This window comes from Allochromatium vinosum DSM 180 (genome assembly GCF_000025485.1).
Taxonomy (GTDB): Bacteria; Pseudomonadota; Gammaproteobacteria; order Chromatiales; family Chromatiaceae; genus Thermochromatium; species Thermochromatium vinosum.
The window spans coordinates 1,952,006-1,966,751 of record NC_013851.1; the positions used below are offsets into that span (position 1 = coordinate 1,952,006).

General features: G+C 65.4%; 18 protein-coding genes. All 18 read left to right on the forward strand.

What is annotated here, in order from left to right:
* The first annotated feature begins 80 nt into the window (after window positions 1–80).
* Window positions 81–902: a hypothetical protein gene (locus tag ALVIN_RS08390; protein ID WP_012970899.1), complete on the forward strand. Its 822-nt coding sequence runs from the start codon at window positions 81–83 to the stop codon at window positions 900–902.
* A gap of 99 nt (window positions 903–1,001) precedes the next feature.
* Entirely contained in the window at window positions 1,002–1,319 is a 318-nt protein-coding gene (locus ALVIN_RS08395; RefSeq protein WP_223295191.1) for a c-type cytochrome, read from the forward strand.
* 857 nt (window positions 1,320–2,176) lie between these two features.
* Window positions 2,177–3,373 carry a tyrosine-type recombinase/integrase gene (locus tag ALVIN_RS08400; RefSeq protein WP_012970901.1) on the forward strand — a complete coding sequence of 399 codons (1,197 nt, stop codon included), beginning with the start codon at window positions 2,177–2,179 and terminating at the stop codon, window positions 3,371–3,373.
* Window positions 3,374–3,399: 26 nt separating this feature from the next.
* Window positions 3,400–3,588 carry a type II toxin-antitoxin system Phd/YefM family antitoxin gene (locus ALVIN_RS08405; protein WP_012970902.1) on the forward strand — a complete coding sequence of 63 codons (189 nt, stop codon included), beginning with the start codon at window positions 3,400–3,402 and terminating at the stop codon, window positions 3,586–3,588.
* Complete coding sequence (locus ALVIN_RS08410; RefSeq protein WP_012970903.1) at window positions 3,588–3,851, forward strand: type II toxin-antitoxin system RelE family toxin; 264 nt, start codon at window positions 3,588–3,590, stop codon at window positions 3,849–3,851. The genes ALVIN_RS08405 and ALVIN_RS08410 overlap by 1 nt, the downstream gene beginning before the upstream one ends.
* Window positions 3,852–3,935: 84 nt before the next feature.
* A complete protein-coding gene (locus tag ALVIN_RS08415) occupies window positions 3,936–4,232 on the forward strand; it encodes a hypothetical protein (RefSeq protein ID WP_012970904.1) in 297 nt (98 codons plus the stop codon).
* A gap of 233 nt (window positions 4,233–4,465) precedes the next feature.
* Window positions 4,466–4,681: a helix-turn-helix domain-containing protein gene (locus tag ALVIN_RS08420; RefSeq protein WP_012970905.1), complete on the forward strand. Its 216-nt coding sequence runs from the start codon at window positions 4,466–4,468 to the stop codon at window positions 4,679–4,681.
* Window positions 4,682–4,690: 9 nt separating this feature from the next.
* On the forward strand, window positions 4,691–4,909 hold the full coding sequence (locus ALVIN_RS08425; protein ID WP_012970906.1) for a helix-turn-helix transcriptional regulator: 219 nt from the start codon (window positions 4,691–4,693) through the stop codon (window positions 4,907–4,909).
* Between the two features lie 366 nt (window positions 4,910–5,275).
* Complete coding sequence (locus ALVIN_RS17990) at window positions 5,276–5,842, forward strand: hypothetical protein (RefSeq protein WP_012970907.1); 567 nt, start codon at window positions 5,276–5,278, stop codon at window positions 5,840–5,842.
* Window positions 5,839–8,919, forward strand: a complete 3,081-nt coding sequence (locus ALVIN_RS08435) for a DUF3987 domain-containing protein (RefSeq protein WP_012970908.1) — start codon at window positions 5,839–5,841, stop codon at window positions 8,917–8,919. The genes ALVIN_RS17990 and ALVIN_RS08435 overlap by 4 nt, the downstream gene beginning before the upstream one ends.
* Before the next feature lie 340 nt (window positions 8,920–9,259).
* Complete coding sequence (locus ALVIN_RS08440) at window positions 9,260–9,985, forward strand: hypothetical protein (RefSeq protein WP_012970909.1); 726 nt, start codon at window positions 9,260–9,262, stop codon at window positions 9,983–9,985.
* Window positions 9,979–10,380, forward strand: coding sequence for a single-stranded DNA-binding protein (locus tag ALVIN_RS08445; protein ID WP_012970910.1), 402 nt, complete (start codon window positions 9,979–9,981; stop codon window positions 10,378–10,380). Before ALVIN_RS08440 ends, ALVIN_RS08445 begins: the two co-directional genes overlap by 7 nt.
* A gap of 59 nt (window positions 10,381–10,439) precedes the next feature.
* Complete coding sequence (locus ALVIN_RS08450; RefSeq protein ID WP_012970911.1) at window positions 10,440–11,396, forward strand: hypothetical protein; 957 nt, start codon at window positions 10,440–10,442, stop codon at window positions 11,394–11,396.
* An 809-nt stretch (window positions 11,397–12,205) separates the two neighbouring features.
* Window positions 12,206–12,439 (forward strand): hypothetical protein, encoded by a 234-nt coding sequence (locus ALVIN_RS08455; protein WP_148217479.1) that lies wholly within the window; start codon window positions 12,206–12,208, stop codon window positions 12,437–12,439.
* 698 nt (window positions 12,440–13,137) lie between these two features.
* Window positions 13,138–13,374, forward strand: a complete 237-nt coding sequence (locus ALVIN_RS17560; RefSeq protein ID WP_012970913.1) for a hypothetical protein — start codon at window positions 13,138–13,140, stop codon at window positions 13,372–13,374.
* A gap of 108 nt (window positions 13,375–13,482) precedes the next feature.
* Complete coding sequence (locus tag ALVIN_RS08460) at window positions 13,483–14,265, forward strand: hypothetical protein (RefSeq protein ID WP_012970915.1); 783 nt, start codon at window positions 13,483–13,485, stop codon at window positions 14,263–14,265.
* Between the two features lies 1 nt (window position 14,266).
* Entirely contained in the window at window positions 14,267–14,482 is a 216-nt protein-coding gene (locus ALVIN_RS08465; RefSeq protein ID WP_012970916.1) for a hypothetical protein, read from the forward strand.
* The gene (locus ALVIN_RS08470; RefSeq protein ID WP_012970917.1) at window positions 14,451–14,738 is read left to right on the forward strand and encodes a hypothetical protein; all 288 of its coding nucleotides are present in this window, start codon (window positions 14,451–14,453) and stop codon (window positions 14,736–14,738) included. Before ALVIN_RS08465 ends, ALVIN_RS08470 begins: the two co-directional genes overlap by 32 nt.
* Window positions 14,739–14,746: the final 8 nt, after the last annotated feature.

The window sequence follows — 14,746 nt, forward strand, 5'->3', positions numbered from 1 at the left end:
TCGATCTTCCGGTGATAACCCCGGCGGAGCGTGAACAGCCATTCACCCTGACTGCTCAACCCTCGGGAGGTGCATGGCTCATGCCTCACAGCAACACACTATCGATTCGCGACCTCACCCAGACCCATTCCAGCGGTCTGCTTCCGTGCTGGTTCTCGATCGGCTCTCTGAGCTGGCTCGCGGTGGCGGCCCTCTGTGTTCAGGTCGTCCGGACGCTCGTCCTCGAAGCCGGTGAACCACCCGCTCAGGCGTTCATCACGGATGCCGACTGGCTGGAACAGACCGCTCCCGCCTCGGTCGAGAGCGGCTGGATCCATCTCAGGGTGCAGCCCGAGGAGCACACGCTCCAGGGCCTCATGATCCTGATTGGTACCCGAGCCGAAAACGGCCTCCTGCACGCCGTCCTGCCGCCGGGAGTCGAGCGCGTGAAGACGAGCGTCCAGTGCCGCGAGACGCCGAGCCGGATCGAGGGCAATCGTCTCGTCATCCAGGTGGGTGAGTGCCCCGTGCAGGGCTGCATCGTCGATATCGATTGGACGCTGGACATAGAGACCTGGAACCCGGACGCCTCGACGTCCTGGGTCGATTCCAACGGCTACCGGCTGCGCGCGGCGGATGTCATGCCGCGTCTGGGCCTGGACATCCATCGAATCGCCCACTCACCGGATCGGCCATATCCAGGTCAGGAGCCGATCCTTCCGCCCTCCAGCCCTGCACTGGAGAACAACTGGCGCTGGATCGTTCGCCTTGATGGCGTTGAGACCGAGCAGACGGTTCGCCGCGGCAAGATCCGCGCGCCACTGGATTTCGCGGATGCCTGGATGCCAAGGATCGAGCACGCCGAGTTGGAGGCACTCGAAACCCTTCGCGAGTCAGGCCGACAATGGCTCTCCAGCCTTTGAACGCGCAATCATTGGTGATCCACGCTCGAACTTATAATGAGAACGCCTTTTATGACGCATCCATCACTGAGTCAACATGCCTCGACAGGTGCTTTCCGCATGCACATGATTCATCGCGTCGGACGTCTATGCATGGCCTTCACGGCCATGACCGTTGCGCCATCAGCGCTGGCGGATCTCGTTCTGGCCCAGAAGAGCGGCTGTACCGTCTGTCATAGTGTGGAGGCCGCGATCGTCGGCCCAGCCTACAAAGACGTGGCCGCCAAGTACAGGGGCGACGCCGCCGCCCAGGATCGGCTCGTCGCCAAGGTGATGGCCGGCGGAGTCGGCAACTGGGGCCAGGTGCCGATGCCACCGAATGCGCATGTCCCGGCCGCCGACATCAAGGCGCTGGTGACCTGGATTCTCGGCCTCTGACATGCTCAGCCCGTCTTACTGCTGTGGGCTATATCCTGATCAGTGAGCACCTGCTGCGGCCAGTTGCTGGAGGCCTATGTCGCCAACCGCTCACGTCGCAAGATCCGCCGTATGCACGCGATCTGCATCGATCTCCATCAAGGAGGCATGGGTACTGGTCGATGGCACCATTGAGCACGGCACGGCCGAGCTGAGCGAGTGTGAGCGAGAAGGTCTAGCTGGCGCGCGTCGCGGCCCTGGTCAAGGACAGCGAGTATCTGGAACAGACCGTTGGCGCGACTGGCGCATAACGCGCCCTTGTGCCAAATAGAATGCAAAACAGTGCCAAAGCGTTTGCCAAGCTACAGCGGGTCGGGCAGACGGTCACGCTCGATCGCGGGACGGCGTACCCACAGGCGCGGGCGGCGCGGGTCTATCCGCTGTAATTGGCGTTAGTGCCAAATCATCCGCAAAATCGAGTAACGCGCTCTTGTGCCAAATAGAATGCAAAACAGTGCCAAAGCGTTTGCCAAGCTACACCTAGCCGAGTATGCGGCGCGGATCGAGTCGCGCGAGTCTGCCGCACATTTTCCGGCACACCTCAAGGTGATCGGTGGCGGAAAACGGGGCTAGGATCTTGATTTTATTGGAGCTGGCGGACGGATTCGAACCGACGACCTGCTGATTACAAATCACGAATTCGCTGTTACGCTCCCTTGCGATGGGTTACGATAGAGTGCGCTAGATTAGTGACTTAGGCGCGCTCGGTTTACGCTCCGTTGCCTTTCGATGCTACCTGATACCCGCTCTCGTGGTGACTCTATGGTGACTCAAGCCGACCGCCTGACTGGGTGACTCACCGGACAGAGGATCGGCGTATGGGACTGACAAAGAAGACAATCGACGCCCTGAGTTATCAGGGAGCCGGGAACGAGCGGTTCGTCGTCTGGGATGATGACCCGCCCGGATTCGGACTGAGGATCTACCCGAGCGGACGCAAGGCGTTCGTACTCTCCTACCGCTCCCAAGGCCGCAAGCGCCTGATGACCATCGGCACCTATGGCGTGCTGACTCTGGATCAGGCCCGCATCCAGGCCCGCGCCGAACTGGCCAAGGTCGAGACCCAGGGCGCCGACCCGCTCGCCGTGCGCCAGCGACAGGCCCAGGGCGAGACTTTCCGCGATCTCTGCCAGACCTACATGGAGCGCCACGGGCAAGCCAAGAAGAGCGGCACCGACGACCAGCGGCGCATCGATCGCCACCTGTTGCCCCTGTGGGGATCGCTCAAGGTTCCGGCCGTCACCCGCGCGGACGTGGCGGCGCTGCACTCCAAGATCGGCAAGGCCCACCCCTATGAGGCCAATCGCGTCCTGGCGCTGTTGTCGAAGATGTTCGATCTGGCGCGGCGCTGGGGCTTTGTGCCCGAGGGTCATCCCAACCCGGCCCGCGACATCGACCGCTTCAAGGAAGCCAAGCGGGATCGCTGGGTGACGCCCGAGGAACTGCCGCGTCTGGCCCAGGCGATCAATGAGGAACCCAATCAATCGGCTCGGTTCGGTCTGTGGCTGTATCTGCTGACCGGCGCGCGGAAGAGCGAGTTACTGCGTGCGCGCTGGGATGATGTGGATTGGACGCGCGCGGAACTGCGCATTCCAGACACCAAGGCCGGGCGCGTTCACTACATCCCCTTGAGTGCCGCCGCCCTGGCGCTGCTGCGCGAGATCCCGCGCGTAGCGGGCAACCCCCATATCCTGCCCGGCAAGCTGGACGGCGCGCATTTGGTCAACATCAATAAGCCATGGGATCGCGTTCGCCGGGCGGCCGGTGTCGAGGACGTGCGCGTCCATGACCTGCGTCGAACGGTCGGCTCCTGGCTGGCCCAGGCCGGGAACTCGCTGCACCTGATCGGGCGCGTTCTGAATCACTCCAACCAATCGACGACAGCCATCTATGCGCGCTTCGGCGAGGATTCAGTTCGCGCGGCCCTGGAGCAGCACGGCGCCCGGATCATCGGCGCGGCTGGACTGACCCCATCGGCGGACGTGACCGAGATCAAGACCCGCCGCACGGCTTGAAACACCCCACAGACGAGGATGCCGCCATGCCCGAGCTACACCCGCAATTTCTGACCGACTCGGACGGCAAGCCGATGTCGGTTCTGCTGCCCTTCGCCGAGTACGAGGCGCTGATGGAATACCTGGAGGATATGGAGGACATCGCAGACGCCCGCCAAGCGAGGGATGAGCCGACGATCCCTTGGGAAACGGTCAAGGCCGAAATGGGGCTGTGATGACCTATCGAGTCGAAATCAAGCGCCCGGCACGCAAGGCGCTACTGGCGCTGCCTCAAGCGTATCGGTCGCGGATCGCCGAGGCCATCGAGGCACTGGCCAACGATCCACGCCGATCGGGGACGCGCAAGCTGGCGGGGAGTGAGTCTCTGTACCGGCTGCGTGTCGGTGACTATCGCGTCATCTATGAGATCCAGGATGAGTGCCTGATCGTCGTGGTCGTCAAGGTCGGCCATCGGCGCGAGGTCTACCGCGAGCACTGACACCCCAAAACGAGCGAACCCCGAGCGACCGCACGCCGTCTCGGGGTTCTCGCCATCCACTGACACACCTGTTGGACCGATCAGATGGCTGATGACGAGTCTATCACCAAGCGCCGCCCACCGGGCAGACCGCGACTATACGAGGATGTGCTGTCTGATGCCGAGCGCGCACGGCGCTACCGGCAGAAGAAAAAAGCCAAGACTCAAAGCGCCGACGCCATCCCCCCTTTATCCGATGCCGAGCACCGCGCCATCAAGCGGCACGCCAAGGACCACGGACTCAGCGAGACCGCCCTAGTTGCCGCCATCGTGCGCCAAGCTCTTCAATCACCCTCTCTTTTGCGCCAAGCACTGAGCAATCAACAGGGGCTAAATCTATAGCCGCAAGTTTCGTGACACATGGAATGCGTCACGAAACCGGCCAAGGTCGCCGGATCACGGTCGTTTTTCACCCTCTGCCCGCTGACCATCCCGCCCCAAACCCGCCGTCAACCCAAAAAGTCCCTTTCCAGATCAGTCCCATAGCGTGCTCTAGCGCATAAGGATTTCCACTCAAGAATGTCGTGACACTACGATTCCAGCGTCTTTCAACACGTCAAGACGCGAGAATCGCCATGTCATTCGAAGAAGCTCAGTCCCCCATCACCCCGCTGGCGTATCGCCCCAGCGAGGCCGCCAAGCTGATCAATATCAGTCGTTCCCTGCTCTATCGCCTGATGGCCGAGGGTGAAATCCCGACTTTTATGGTTGCCGGCTGTCGCCTGATCAGTCGTCGCGCCATTGAGGAATACATCAGCACCCGCGAACAGACCGGCCAGCAGGCCGCGTAAGGGGGCATCGTGGCTGAAACCATTCGCCGCTTACTGACCGAGAAACAGGCCGCCGACAAGCTGGCGCTCAGTCAACGCACCCTGCAAGCCTGGAGGCGTACCGGCGAGGGACCGCCGTTTGTGAAGCTGGGAGGCACCGCTGTTCGCTACGTCGACAGCGACCTGGATGCCTGGATCAATGAACAGATCCGCCGTTCAACCAGTGATAGCGGTCACGAGGCCGCTTGACCGGAGTAGAGAGAGATGTCCGCAAGATCGAGGAAGATCCGCGCCGAACGGCGCGAGAAAATGGCCATGCGCTGGCCAGATACGAAGAAGCTCGCCGGGAGTAGGGGCCACGGCGAGCTTGCAAAGGATTCGAGAACCGGCTTAGTCTGTAAAAAGGACGACCCGCCTTTAGCAGAGGGGGCGTCGTCCCAGGGAGTTAGCAGCTCCCTGAGTTAAGGTCCGTCCGGTAAAGACACAGGACCAACGACGCCGAGCACGATTGTACCTAAGCCGGGGTGCGCCTGCACGCCTGCGCGCCCGTCCGCTCGCGTCCTCCCTCCTGTCTTGGCCGGTCGGTTTCTCATCACCCTGATCGAGAACCGATCCATGAAGCCTGAAACTTTCACCGCTGGCGAACAGCCCAGCACCAGCTACGAAACCCTCCTGAAGCCCTACGGCACACCGGCTGAAGTGCTGGCCCTGGTGCGCATGGGCGGGATGCTCTCCTTCAACGGCGACCGCCTGACCAACTTCGCGTGGTCCATCGCTGAGCTGGCCGAGCTGGGCGGCGCCTTCAACGACGCCATGCAATCGGCCGACTGCCCGGCCCATATCAACAGCGGGACGCTTGGCGCGCTCCTGGTCAGCATCCAGGCGTCCAGCCACGCCATACAGCGCATCCTGGACGAAGCCCTTGAGATCGGCGATCTGGCCGGGATTCGGCGGGGGAAGGCAATGAGAGCACGCCCCAAGGAGGGGGCGGTTCCCGCCGCTCCTGCTGCCGATCTCGCGTCCCGTCTGGCGTCTGCCGCTGCTCAAGCCGTCCGCAAGACCAACGTCCAGACCGGGACCATTCCAGGCCGCACGCGCTCTGGTGAGTTCCGCGTCCGGTTCGACGATGGTCGGGCGGCTGTCTACCGCATCCATCTTGAGCTTGTTCGGGAGGTCCGATGAACGCCCCAACTCCCCAGGGGGCCACGGCTCCCGTTGTCGATCCTGATCGGCTGCCAGCCGAGGTCCGTGCTTCGATCCAGGCCCAGGCGCCCGCGTTCGAGCTGGAGCCGCCTGAGCCGGATAAGGCACCCGACAAGGATCATATCCAGACCATGCTGGATCGCGGCTGGAAGAAATCAGCCGTCGCAAGAGAGATCAGCGTTCACCCGGCCCAGATTTCGAGGGTATTGAAGGGCGAGCAGTCGCTTTCGTCAGAGCCTCGTCGTCGTCTGCTGGAGCTGGTCACGGCTGGTTCCGCGCCGAATGACCCGCCAGTGCCCGATACCAGCGTCGAGCCGATCCGCTGCGCTGCAACCATGGATCTGTTCGAGTCGGCTGAGTCTCCAATTGGAGACCCGGCCCCGTTCGACCTCGCCGAGGCCATCGCCCAGGGCGCCGAGATCACCGCGCGGGCTGGCGAACTGGAGGCCGATTCGGATCTTCAGACCGATCTCGAACGGCTGGCCGAATATGAGCACCAGCACCAGCCGGTCGAGTTGGCGTGCTTCTCCCCCGACGAGGGGAAAACCGCCGATGCACCCCTCGCCGAGGTCCAGGCGCCCGAGTCGATTCGGGATCGACTTGGCGAAGAACCGGCCCGCTTCCCAATCGCGCTGGCCGATACCGTCACCGGCCCCATCACCCGCCGTCGCGAAGTGACCTGGAGCGAACTGGCCAAGCGGCTCAAGAGCGTCGAGGTCGGGGCCAAGGATGGTCCGCTGTGGCTCGCTGGCGACCATGCCCCCGGCCCGCGCGGCAATGAGCACGTCCGCTCAGTCTCCGTGCTGGCGCTGGATGTGGAGGCCAAGACCGCGCGGAACCCCGAGACCGGCATCAAGACCGTCATCGGCCCGGAGCCGCCCACGCTTCAGGAAATGGCCGCCGAGATCGAGCTGTGCGGTTGGCGCGCGATCCTGCACACGACGCACAGCCACCTGGACCCCGGCATCCAACCGCCCGGCGTGGCCCATCATCGATACCGGCTGGTGCTGGCATTGGATCGCCCGCTCCAGCCCGGCGAGCTGGATGTGTTCGGGCGCCATGTGGCCAGTGTGCTGGGGATCAGTGATTGCTTCGATCCTTCGACACTGAAGCCGAGCCAACCGCTCTATCTTCCCCGCGCTCCCCAAGAGCGGCTGATCTATTTCGGGCATGTCGCCATCGAGGGCGACCCGCTGCCCGTCGAGTCCCTGCTGAATGCGGCGCGCGCCGCACAGGACGCCCTCCGCGCCGCTGCCGGTAAACGCCAAGGCCCACAGACCGCCAGCGTCATCGATACCTTCAACGCGGCCCACGATGTCCGGGAGCTGCTGCGTCATCACGGGTACATCCCGAAGCGCGGAAACCGCTGGATGCACCCGGAATCCACCACCGGCATGGCTGGCGTGCGGCTGCTGCCCGAGTCCGACCCGCCGCGCGTCTTCTCCAGTCACGGCTGCTGTCCGCTCAATGATGGCCATGCACACGATGCCTTCTCGGTCTGGTGCATCCTGGCGCATGGTGGCGACACCAAGGCCGCTGTTCGAGAGGCCGCCCGGCTGCTGGGGGTGGAGGGCGAACGCCACACGCGCCAGACCACGGGCGAACGGGGCGAAAAGGGCGAAAACCCAAGCGGGGCGCGGGCTGGCGCCGAGGTGAATCGGGGCGAACGCGGGGCGAAAAGGGGCGAATCAAGGGCGAATCTGACCGACGATCAAAAGCGCGCGGCGCTGTCCCGAGCCGCCCGGCTGCTGGTGTCCGAAGTCTCGCCGATGGTCGAGTACCCCATTGACGCACTCGGGCCGCTCGCCGAGCCGACCCGCGCCCTGGCCGATGGCGTACAGATCCGTGAGGCGATGGCGGGGCAGTCGCTCCTGGCGGTTGCCGCGATGCTCGCGCAGTCGGTCGCCAACGTGCGGACCATCGAATCGGTCAAGCCGGTGTCGCTCTATCTGCTGACGATCGGCGAGAGCGGAGACGGCAAATCATCCGGCGATGCTGTCGCCCAATCAGCTATCCAGGCTCGCCAGCGTGCCGAGGCCCGTGAATACCTAGAGCAGGTCCGGGACGCCCAGGCCAAGGGCAAGAGCCGGACCAAAGACGAAGATCCCGAGGAACTGCCGCCCGAGCCGTACCGGATCGCCCGAGATGGCACCGTCGAGGGCATCCGCCGCTCATTCGCCCAAGGCGTGCCGAGCCAAGGCGTGTTTTCGTCTGAGGCCGCCGCGATGCTGTCGGGCTACGGCATGAACGCCGACAACCGCGCCAAGACCGCCGCCACCTTCAACGCCCTTTGGGACGATGGCGAGCTGTCGGTATCGCGAGGCACCACCGGACGCTTGCAGCTCTATGATCGGCGCCTGTCGATTCACTGGCTGCTGCAACCGGAGGCCGCTCACGAAGTCATGAGCGACCCCTTGCTGTCCGGCATCGGGTTCTGGCCGCGCTTCCTGATCGCCTGGCCCGAACCATCCGCACCGCGCGTGGCGCGTCCCTGGCGTGCCGACCAATGCCCCGAGATCGGCGCGTTCTGGCGGGCCTGCACCCGCCTGCTGGACCGCCCGATGGGGGACGACTGTTCAGACCTGCCTGTCCTGGATCTGACCGACGAGGCCATGCAGTTGGCCTGCGGGTACTTCGAGCGCCTGGAGCAGGCCGCCAAGGGCAAGCCCGCCCCGCTACGGGAGATCAAGCCCTATGCCGTGCGCTCGACCGAGCAAGCCTTGCGGGTCGCGGGTGTGCTGTCGGTCTTCGAGGGACTGGACCGCGTGGACGCTGCCGCCATGCGTAACGGGATCGCCCTGGCCGCCTATGCCCTGGAGACATGGCGCGGAGTGTTCGGGGACCGCGATGTCCGCACCGCCCGGCAACTGGCGTTGACGCTTTACCGCTGGCTCCTGGAGCAACCCGAAGCATCGGCGAGCCTGACCGCGATCTCTCGCATCGGCCCCAAGGCCACGCGCCCGAAGGATCGGCGAGATACCGCGCTGGCCGTGCTCGAACATGCGGGACTGGTGACGAGTGCCGGTTACACCTGGAGCGTGGAGGTGCCGGAATGAGCGTCCAGGCACTCATTGCCGATCTGCTGGTGCCCGTTTCGCCCCCGCCAAGGGCGAGCAAAGCGACAAGCACCCGAGGCGAACGGGGCGAAAAGGGCGAAAACCCGCGTCCTGTCTGGTCTGGCGCGAGGGCGAACATGGGCGAAAGTGGGGCGAATCCAGGACGCCATCGCGCAATGATTACACGATTACCACCGAGCCATTCGCCCCAAATTCGCCCCAAATTCGCCCCTATTCGCCCCTATTCGCCCCTGATTCGCCCGCATTCGCCCCGCCGCGAACCCGCGCCATTGCTGAAGATTCGCCCAATTCGCCCCGTTCGCCCAAGGTCCATGGCACTTTGCATTCGCCCGCCAGCATCAAGGACTTGGAGCGCCAAGGTGCTGAGAGTCACCGGAAGATCCAGGCCGCACTGCTGGACGCTCGCATCCGCGCCAGCGCCGAGACCATCGGCAACGCCCTGGAGTCGAGTCTGATCGAGGGATCGGAAGCCCTGGCCAAGATCCGGCCCGCCGCCGACCCGGCACCGTTGGCGACAGCCAGCTATGGCGAGGTGGTGGCCTGGATGGACTCGACCGGCGAGACCGACGCGCAGACCCGACGCGAGATCCTGGTCAGCTACGGCTTTGACCCTGACTTCCAGTATCCAGACTCGGGGCGCCGCACCTGTCGCCAGTGCGCGAACCTGGACGCCGATGGCGGATGTCGGGCCGCGCGTCGGGGGCAGATACCGAACACCAGCCGGTTCTACACCTACCCGCCCGGTATCGACGCGCCTCATCGCTGTGTGGGCTACCTGCCTGGACCGGATGACCTGGACAAGCGCCCTGGTCGCGAGCGGTTCGACTGGCCGACCGCCGAGACGGAGCCGGACACCGGCATCGAGACCACCGCCAAGGCTGTCTGTGCCCGCTGTGCCCACTGGACGCCAGACCGGATCAATCCCCCTGGTGGTCTCGGACACTGCACCATCGCCGCGCCTGCCTCCAAGCGCCCCGGCTCACTCTGGCCGTGGCCCGATGCCGAAATTCACTGCACCCGATTTCAGGAGATCACCCCATGCTGATCAGCAACATCTATGGCCGTCTGGCCGCCGATCCGACCGAGAAGACCACGAAGACCGGAAAGCCGATGGCCCTGGCGTCCGTGGCTGTGGATGTCACCGGCCAGCGCGCCGAGGATGGCGACTCGGAAACGCTGTGGGTCTCGCTGATGGCCTTCGGGCACCAGTGCGAGGCGCTGCTGAGAGCCGAGAAAGGGCAGATGGTCGCCGCCATCGGCAAGCTGACCCGGAGCCGCTACACCGGCCGGGATGACATCGAGCGCGAGTCCTGGACGCTGCTCGCCGAGAGCGTCGTCACCGCCAAGAGTGCGCGCCCTGGTACCCGTAAGCGCCAAGATCCGCCGCCGCCCGATCGGCGAGCGCCAGCGCGTGACTTTGATGATGCGATCGACTTCTGAGGCGTCGAGGGTCGGATTCTGAATCCGGCCCTTTCCCGTCACCCGTAACGGAAATCACCATGCACCCGACACCCAAACGCCGTGGCCGCCCATCGAGCGGGACCGCACTCTCTGGAGCCGAGCGCCAACGCCGATACCGCGAACGGCAGAAATCACGTCACAGTGACGCGAATTCACCCGCCTCGATTCCCGTCACCCGTAACGAAAAACCCGGCAACCCCGAACACCGTCGCCTGTTCGCCATCCCACACCCCAAGCCCAGCGACTCGACCGCCCTGGCCGTGCCGACACTGCCCGAGGCGCGCACCGTCACCGGGGATCGCGAAGTGGATGCCGTGCTCTGGCTGCGCGATCTCTGCAAGCTCGCGCGAGAGGTCGGCGTCCTGGACCGCGCGCTTGAGGCCGCGAGCCGGATCAAGACGCCGATGGAGGAACTGGAGCGGCGCTATACCGACTGGCTCAAGGGCCAGCTTGGAGCGCATCCGCTGGCCGTGGCGCTGTCGCGAATCGGCGAGATCGAGGGCCATGTCACCAAGGCCCGGCAGCGCATCCGGCTGCACGCCGAAGGGCTGGCCATCTTCGGCAGCTATGAGGCAGCCATGAGCGACACCGCGCCCGAGCGGATGCTGGCTGAGAGCGCCGTCCTGCCCGAGGACTTCGACGGCTGGTCGCGCCTTGGGATGGATGCCCTGGCCGAGGTCTTCGCCCGATCAGTCAACCCGGCCACGCTCGCCGAGTGCGCGTCCGAGCTGCGCTATTGGGACTGGCTCTACCAGATCCGTGCCCGGATGGTCGAGACCGAGCGCCCCGAAGCCTACGTTGGCGATGATGAACCCGTGGTGACGGCCCGCCGCGAGTATGTCGAGGGTTTGCTGACCGTGCTGATACCCGTCGATCGACAGGAAGCCATCCACCTCGCCGACGCGCTCAAGGCCGGACTGGTGGACATCGGCAGCACCGACGATGGCACCCGGCGCGCGGAGATCCTGGATCACCTGCTGAGAACCACACCATGATCCCGAGCATGACCGACGAACAGGAACAGGGATAGGGACGATCCCCGATCCTGTCGGGGATGGTCGATCGAGGCTGCATCAATCGTGGCGGGGTTCTATACTGCCCTTGCAGCCTAACCGCCGATGCCGGGACCGAAACCGCACCGGCTGGTAGCGGCGGGGTCCGGCCAAATAAGTCGCCCGTCGCACACATGGCTGCACCAGCGACCCGACCGCCTGCCGCACGACTGAAAGGGCACAGGCCGGTATCCGGTGCTTGGGGGTAAACAGCCCCTCACCGGGATTCGGGTCGCGAAGCCCCGCCACTGCGCGGGGTTTTCTTTGTCTGCTGATCCCGAGCGCGTGATCGCCCGCCTCAAACGCGACGCTGCCACCGACCCGAAGGCCGAGGCCCTGCTCGACACCCTGCGGGGTCACAGCGGATGTGACTCCTGTTCGTATCGTCTCTGATACTTGACGCCCTTTGTATCTGATACTAGGTTTGAGATGCCTTCAACCTGTATCGGATACAGCCATGCCCAAGCCGAACACCCGCATGACCGCCATGAGACAGCGCGCCCTGGAAGCCTTCAACAATGGCCCGGTACTGCAAGACCTATCCGGCTTCTCGACGACAGCACTTTGGGAAGTGGCCCGCGTGCAGCTCAAGCGCGGCAACCCCTATTCGCTGGCTGTGGTCCTGGTGGAACTACACCGCCGCTGCCCGCCAGTCGCGGGAGGGCGCCCGATCTCATTGGCTTACCATGTATCGGATACACCGGCACCCGTTCCAGCGTCTGTATCTGAGGCAGCACGCGACACCATGCCGGTTGTATCGGATACGCCCCCCTCTCGCCCTGGAGCCGAGCGCCCCGCCGCCCAAGGCCAAGGACTATCCGGGCTGGCTCAAGGCCAAGGCCGTGGCCATGCACCGCTCTGGTGAGACCCGAGAGACCATCCGCGCCATGCTCATCGAGCAGTTCGGGAGGGCGCCGGACATTACCAACTGGAGCAAGACGGTTCGCCGCTGGGAAGCGAGCAACCAGACCGCTCCTGGTTCGTGATGGCCCAAGTCTGGACCATCTCCACTGACCCAATCCCGTTGGGTCAGTCCTGGCGTTACGAATAACGCGCCCCACGGCGGGGCGCTGCTTATAGGCGGCCCCACGACCGCCAAGGGTGCCGTTTGAAACGCGGCCCTTGACCTTGACGCCCACCTTGACCCGGCCATCCCGCTCTCAAGCCCCACCTCCGTCCCGAATCCAGCCCCGGCCGTAAAACGGTTTCGGCGGGGTTTTCCGGGGGTTTTCCGGGGGTTTTGCCGGGGTTTTTCGGGGGTTTTCGCTGGTGCTGCCGATGTCGTGACAACAGCATCAGGCCATGCCCAACGATGCCCCGCCCGGATTCTTCACCTGCCTGCGCCAGCCCGGAGGACTGACGATCTCGGCGGCCACCTGCGCCCAGCTCTACCGGCGCGGGCTGGCCGCTGATCCAGGGGCGGCTGTTCACTGTCGTGGCTGCCCGATCGGGGCCGAGCACGCCGGGCGGGCGTTGCCGGACGCGGACGCGACGCGGAACCTCTCATGCTGCTGGTGCGGGAAATCGCTGGGTGAGGCCGGGCGCCTGGTGCTGGGGCAAACACTGTGCCGCTCCTGTCATGCCCGGCTCGGAGAGTACGCACGCCAGCGGTACCGCCGCCGTTCACCAACCGGCGTGGCGCACCGGCTGCACGTGTTCATTGTTCAAGTCGAGGAAACCGCCGATGACCCTGACCCTGGTTGCGCCCAGCCCTGAAGCCGCCATCGCCCTGGCCCGGCGCCTGTATCCCGATCGGTGCCTCGTCGGCGAGCCGGTCGCCGTCTCGCCAGCCGGACCCGAGGACGCGCGCCGCTTCACCGAGACGGTGAAGACGCTTACCCCCGTGCGTCGAACCCCGCATTCCTGGAGCCTTCAAGCCACACGCCACGCCACGCCGTCTATGAATCGGAGTCATTCATGAGTACCCAAGTCCCCAAGCCGAAACCCGTGATCCTGTTCTTCAAGCCGCCCCAGTCGGCGCGCACGAAGAAGACGCCCACGCCCCCACCCCCACACGGAACCCAACGCCATGGCAACCCCACCGCTGCTTGAGAAAGCCCGCACCCAGGCCGAAACCGCCCATCACCGGCTGTGCGAGGCGCTGCTGTCCGGCGAAGACACCACCGCCGCCCGTCGCGCCCTGATCGAAGCGGAGGCCCGGCTCGCCGAACTGAGCCGCGAGAGCACCCGCACCGGCCCGGACCCTGAGATCGAGGCCGCGATTCAGGCCGAAGCCGCCGCCCTGGTCGCTGAGACCGCCGAGGCGATCGCGGCGCGCGTCAATGCCTTCTCGCCCTATCCGCGCCCCGAGCCGGTCGAGCTGCCGCTCTCGCTGGCCGTCGCCCTGGTGCGCGCCCGGCACCAGCACGCCCTGGTCGAGGCCGATCTGACTGAGCACCGCGCCAAGGAGCAGCGCATCCAGACCCGGCTGGATGATCTCGCCGCCCGTCGCGCGGGGCTGATGGCCCGGCGCCTGGACGGCGATGAGCGCCCCGAGGACGCCGCCGAGCTGGCGCTCATCGAGGCCGACGCGCGCGCCCTGGAGCAGATGCTCGCCGCGCATCGCGCCACACGCCCGACCGAGCCGCGCCATGATCTGCATCACCGCGAAGCGCACTGGCGCCAGACCTGCAACGAGGCAGAGGGCCACGCCCTGCGCGCCCTGGCCGAGCGGTTGCAGCAACACACGATCACCCTGGCTGAGCGTCTGGTGGACTTCAACCGGGAGATCCGCGTCGCGCCTGGCGGCATCGGCTACCGGATGCGTGTCGAGGCGCGTTGGCGTGAGGCCGCCGGTCAAGGAGTCTGGTGAGATGAGCGTCCAGGCCACCATCACACTGGATCGGGGCGGACGCCCGCCGAGCATTCAGCGACAGGCCCGCGCGCTGCTGCGTCGGCATGGAGCGGTCTGGCTCAAGGAAGCTGAGCGGCAGGCCAGCTTGGGCGACCTGTCGGCGATGCGTTTGGTGGTGGATCTGGCCGTCTGGAATCCGAACGATGAAGCCCGCCAAGCCCCGCGTCCCCGTTGACGCTCTGACCCGTCGCGCCATTGCGGCGCGCTTGCAGCGACCGCCCAAGGCCGATGAACAGCGCTGGGTCGATGCGCTCTGCGCGTCCTACCGGAGGCACTTCGGCGAGGAACCCGACCGCGAGGAAGTCCGCCGCCTGTTTTGGGAGGTCAAGCTCGGTCTTGATGGCGACTGGCCGACACCGCGCGTCGAGGACGAACCGGAGCATCCCGGCTGGCTGGCGCTGTGTGCGGAGTCTGCCGTAGCAGGCCGATAGCAGGAGGG

Coding starts and splice junctions, on each gene's coding strand:
- ALVIN_RS08410 (WP_012970903.1), top strand. CDS start 3,588: ATGACCTATCGAGTCGAAATCAAGCGCCCGGCACGCAAGGCGCTACTG.
- ALVIN_RS08390 (WP_012970899.1), top strand. CDS start 81: ATGCCTCACAGCAACACACTATCGATTCGCGACCTCACCCAGACCCAT.
- ALVIN_RS08400 (WP_012970901.1), top strand. CDS start 2,177: ATGGGACTGACAAAGAAGACAATCGACGCCCTGAGTTATCAGGGAGCC.
- ALVIN_RS08420 (WP_012970905.1), top strand. CDS start 4,466: ATGTCATTCGAAGAAGCTCAGTCCCCCATCACCCCGCTGGCGTATCGC.
- ALVIN_RS08395 (WP_223295191.1), top strand. CDS start 1,002: ATGCACATGATTCATCGCGTCGGACGTCTATGCATGGCCTTCACGGCC.
- ALVIN_RS08405 (WP_012970902.1), top strand. CDS start 3,400: ATGCCCGAGCTACACCCGCAATTTCTGACCGACTCGGACGGCAAGCCG.
- ALVIN_RS08415 (WP_012970904.1), top strand. CDS start 3,936: ATGGCTGATGACGAGTCTATCACCAAGCGCCGCCCACCGGGCAGACCG.
- ALVIN_RS08435 (WP_012970908.1), top strand. CDS start 5,839: ATGAACGCCCCAACTCCCCAGGGGGCCACGGCTCCCGTTGTCGATCCT.
- ALVIN_RS17990 (WP_012970907.1), top strand. CDS start 5,276: ATGAAGCCTGAAACTTTCACCGCTGGCGAACAGCCCAGCACCAGCTAC.
- ALVIN_RS08445 (WP_012970910.1), top strand. CDS start 9,979: ATGCTGATCAGCAACATCTATGGCCGTCTGGCCGCCGATCCGACCGAG.
- ALVIN_RS08465 (WP_012970916.1), top strand. CDS start 14,267: ATGAGCGTCCAGGCCACCATCACACTGGATCGGGGCGGACGCCCGCCG.
- ALVIN_RS08450 (WP_012970911.1), top strand. CDS start 10,440: ATGCACCCGACACCCAAACGCCGTGGCCGCCCATCGAGCGGGACCGCA.
- ALVIN_RS08470 (WP_012970917.1), top strand. CDS start 14,451: ATGAAGCCCGCCAAGCCCCGCGTCCCCGTTGACGCTCTGACCCGTCGC.
- ALVIN_RS17560 (WP_012970913.1), top strand. CDS start 13,138: ATGACCCTGACCCTGGTTGCGCCCAGCCCTGAAGCCGCCATCGCCCTG.
- ALVIN_RS08460 (WP_012970915.1), top strand. CDS start 13,483: ATGGCAACCCCACCGCTGCTTGAGAAAGCCCGCACCCAGGCCGAAACC.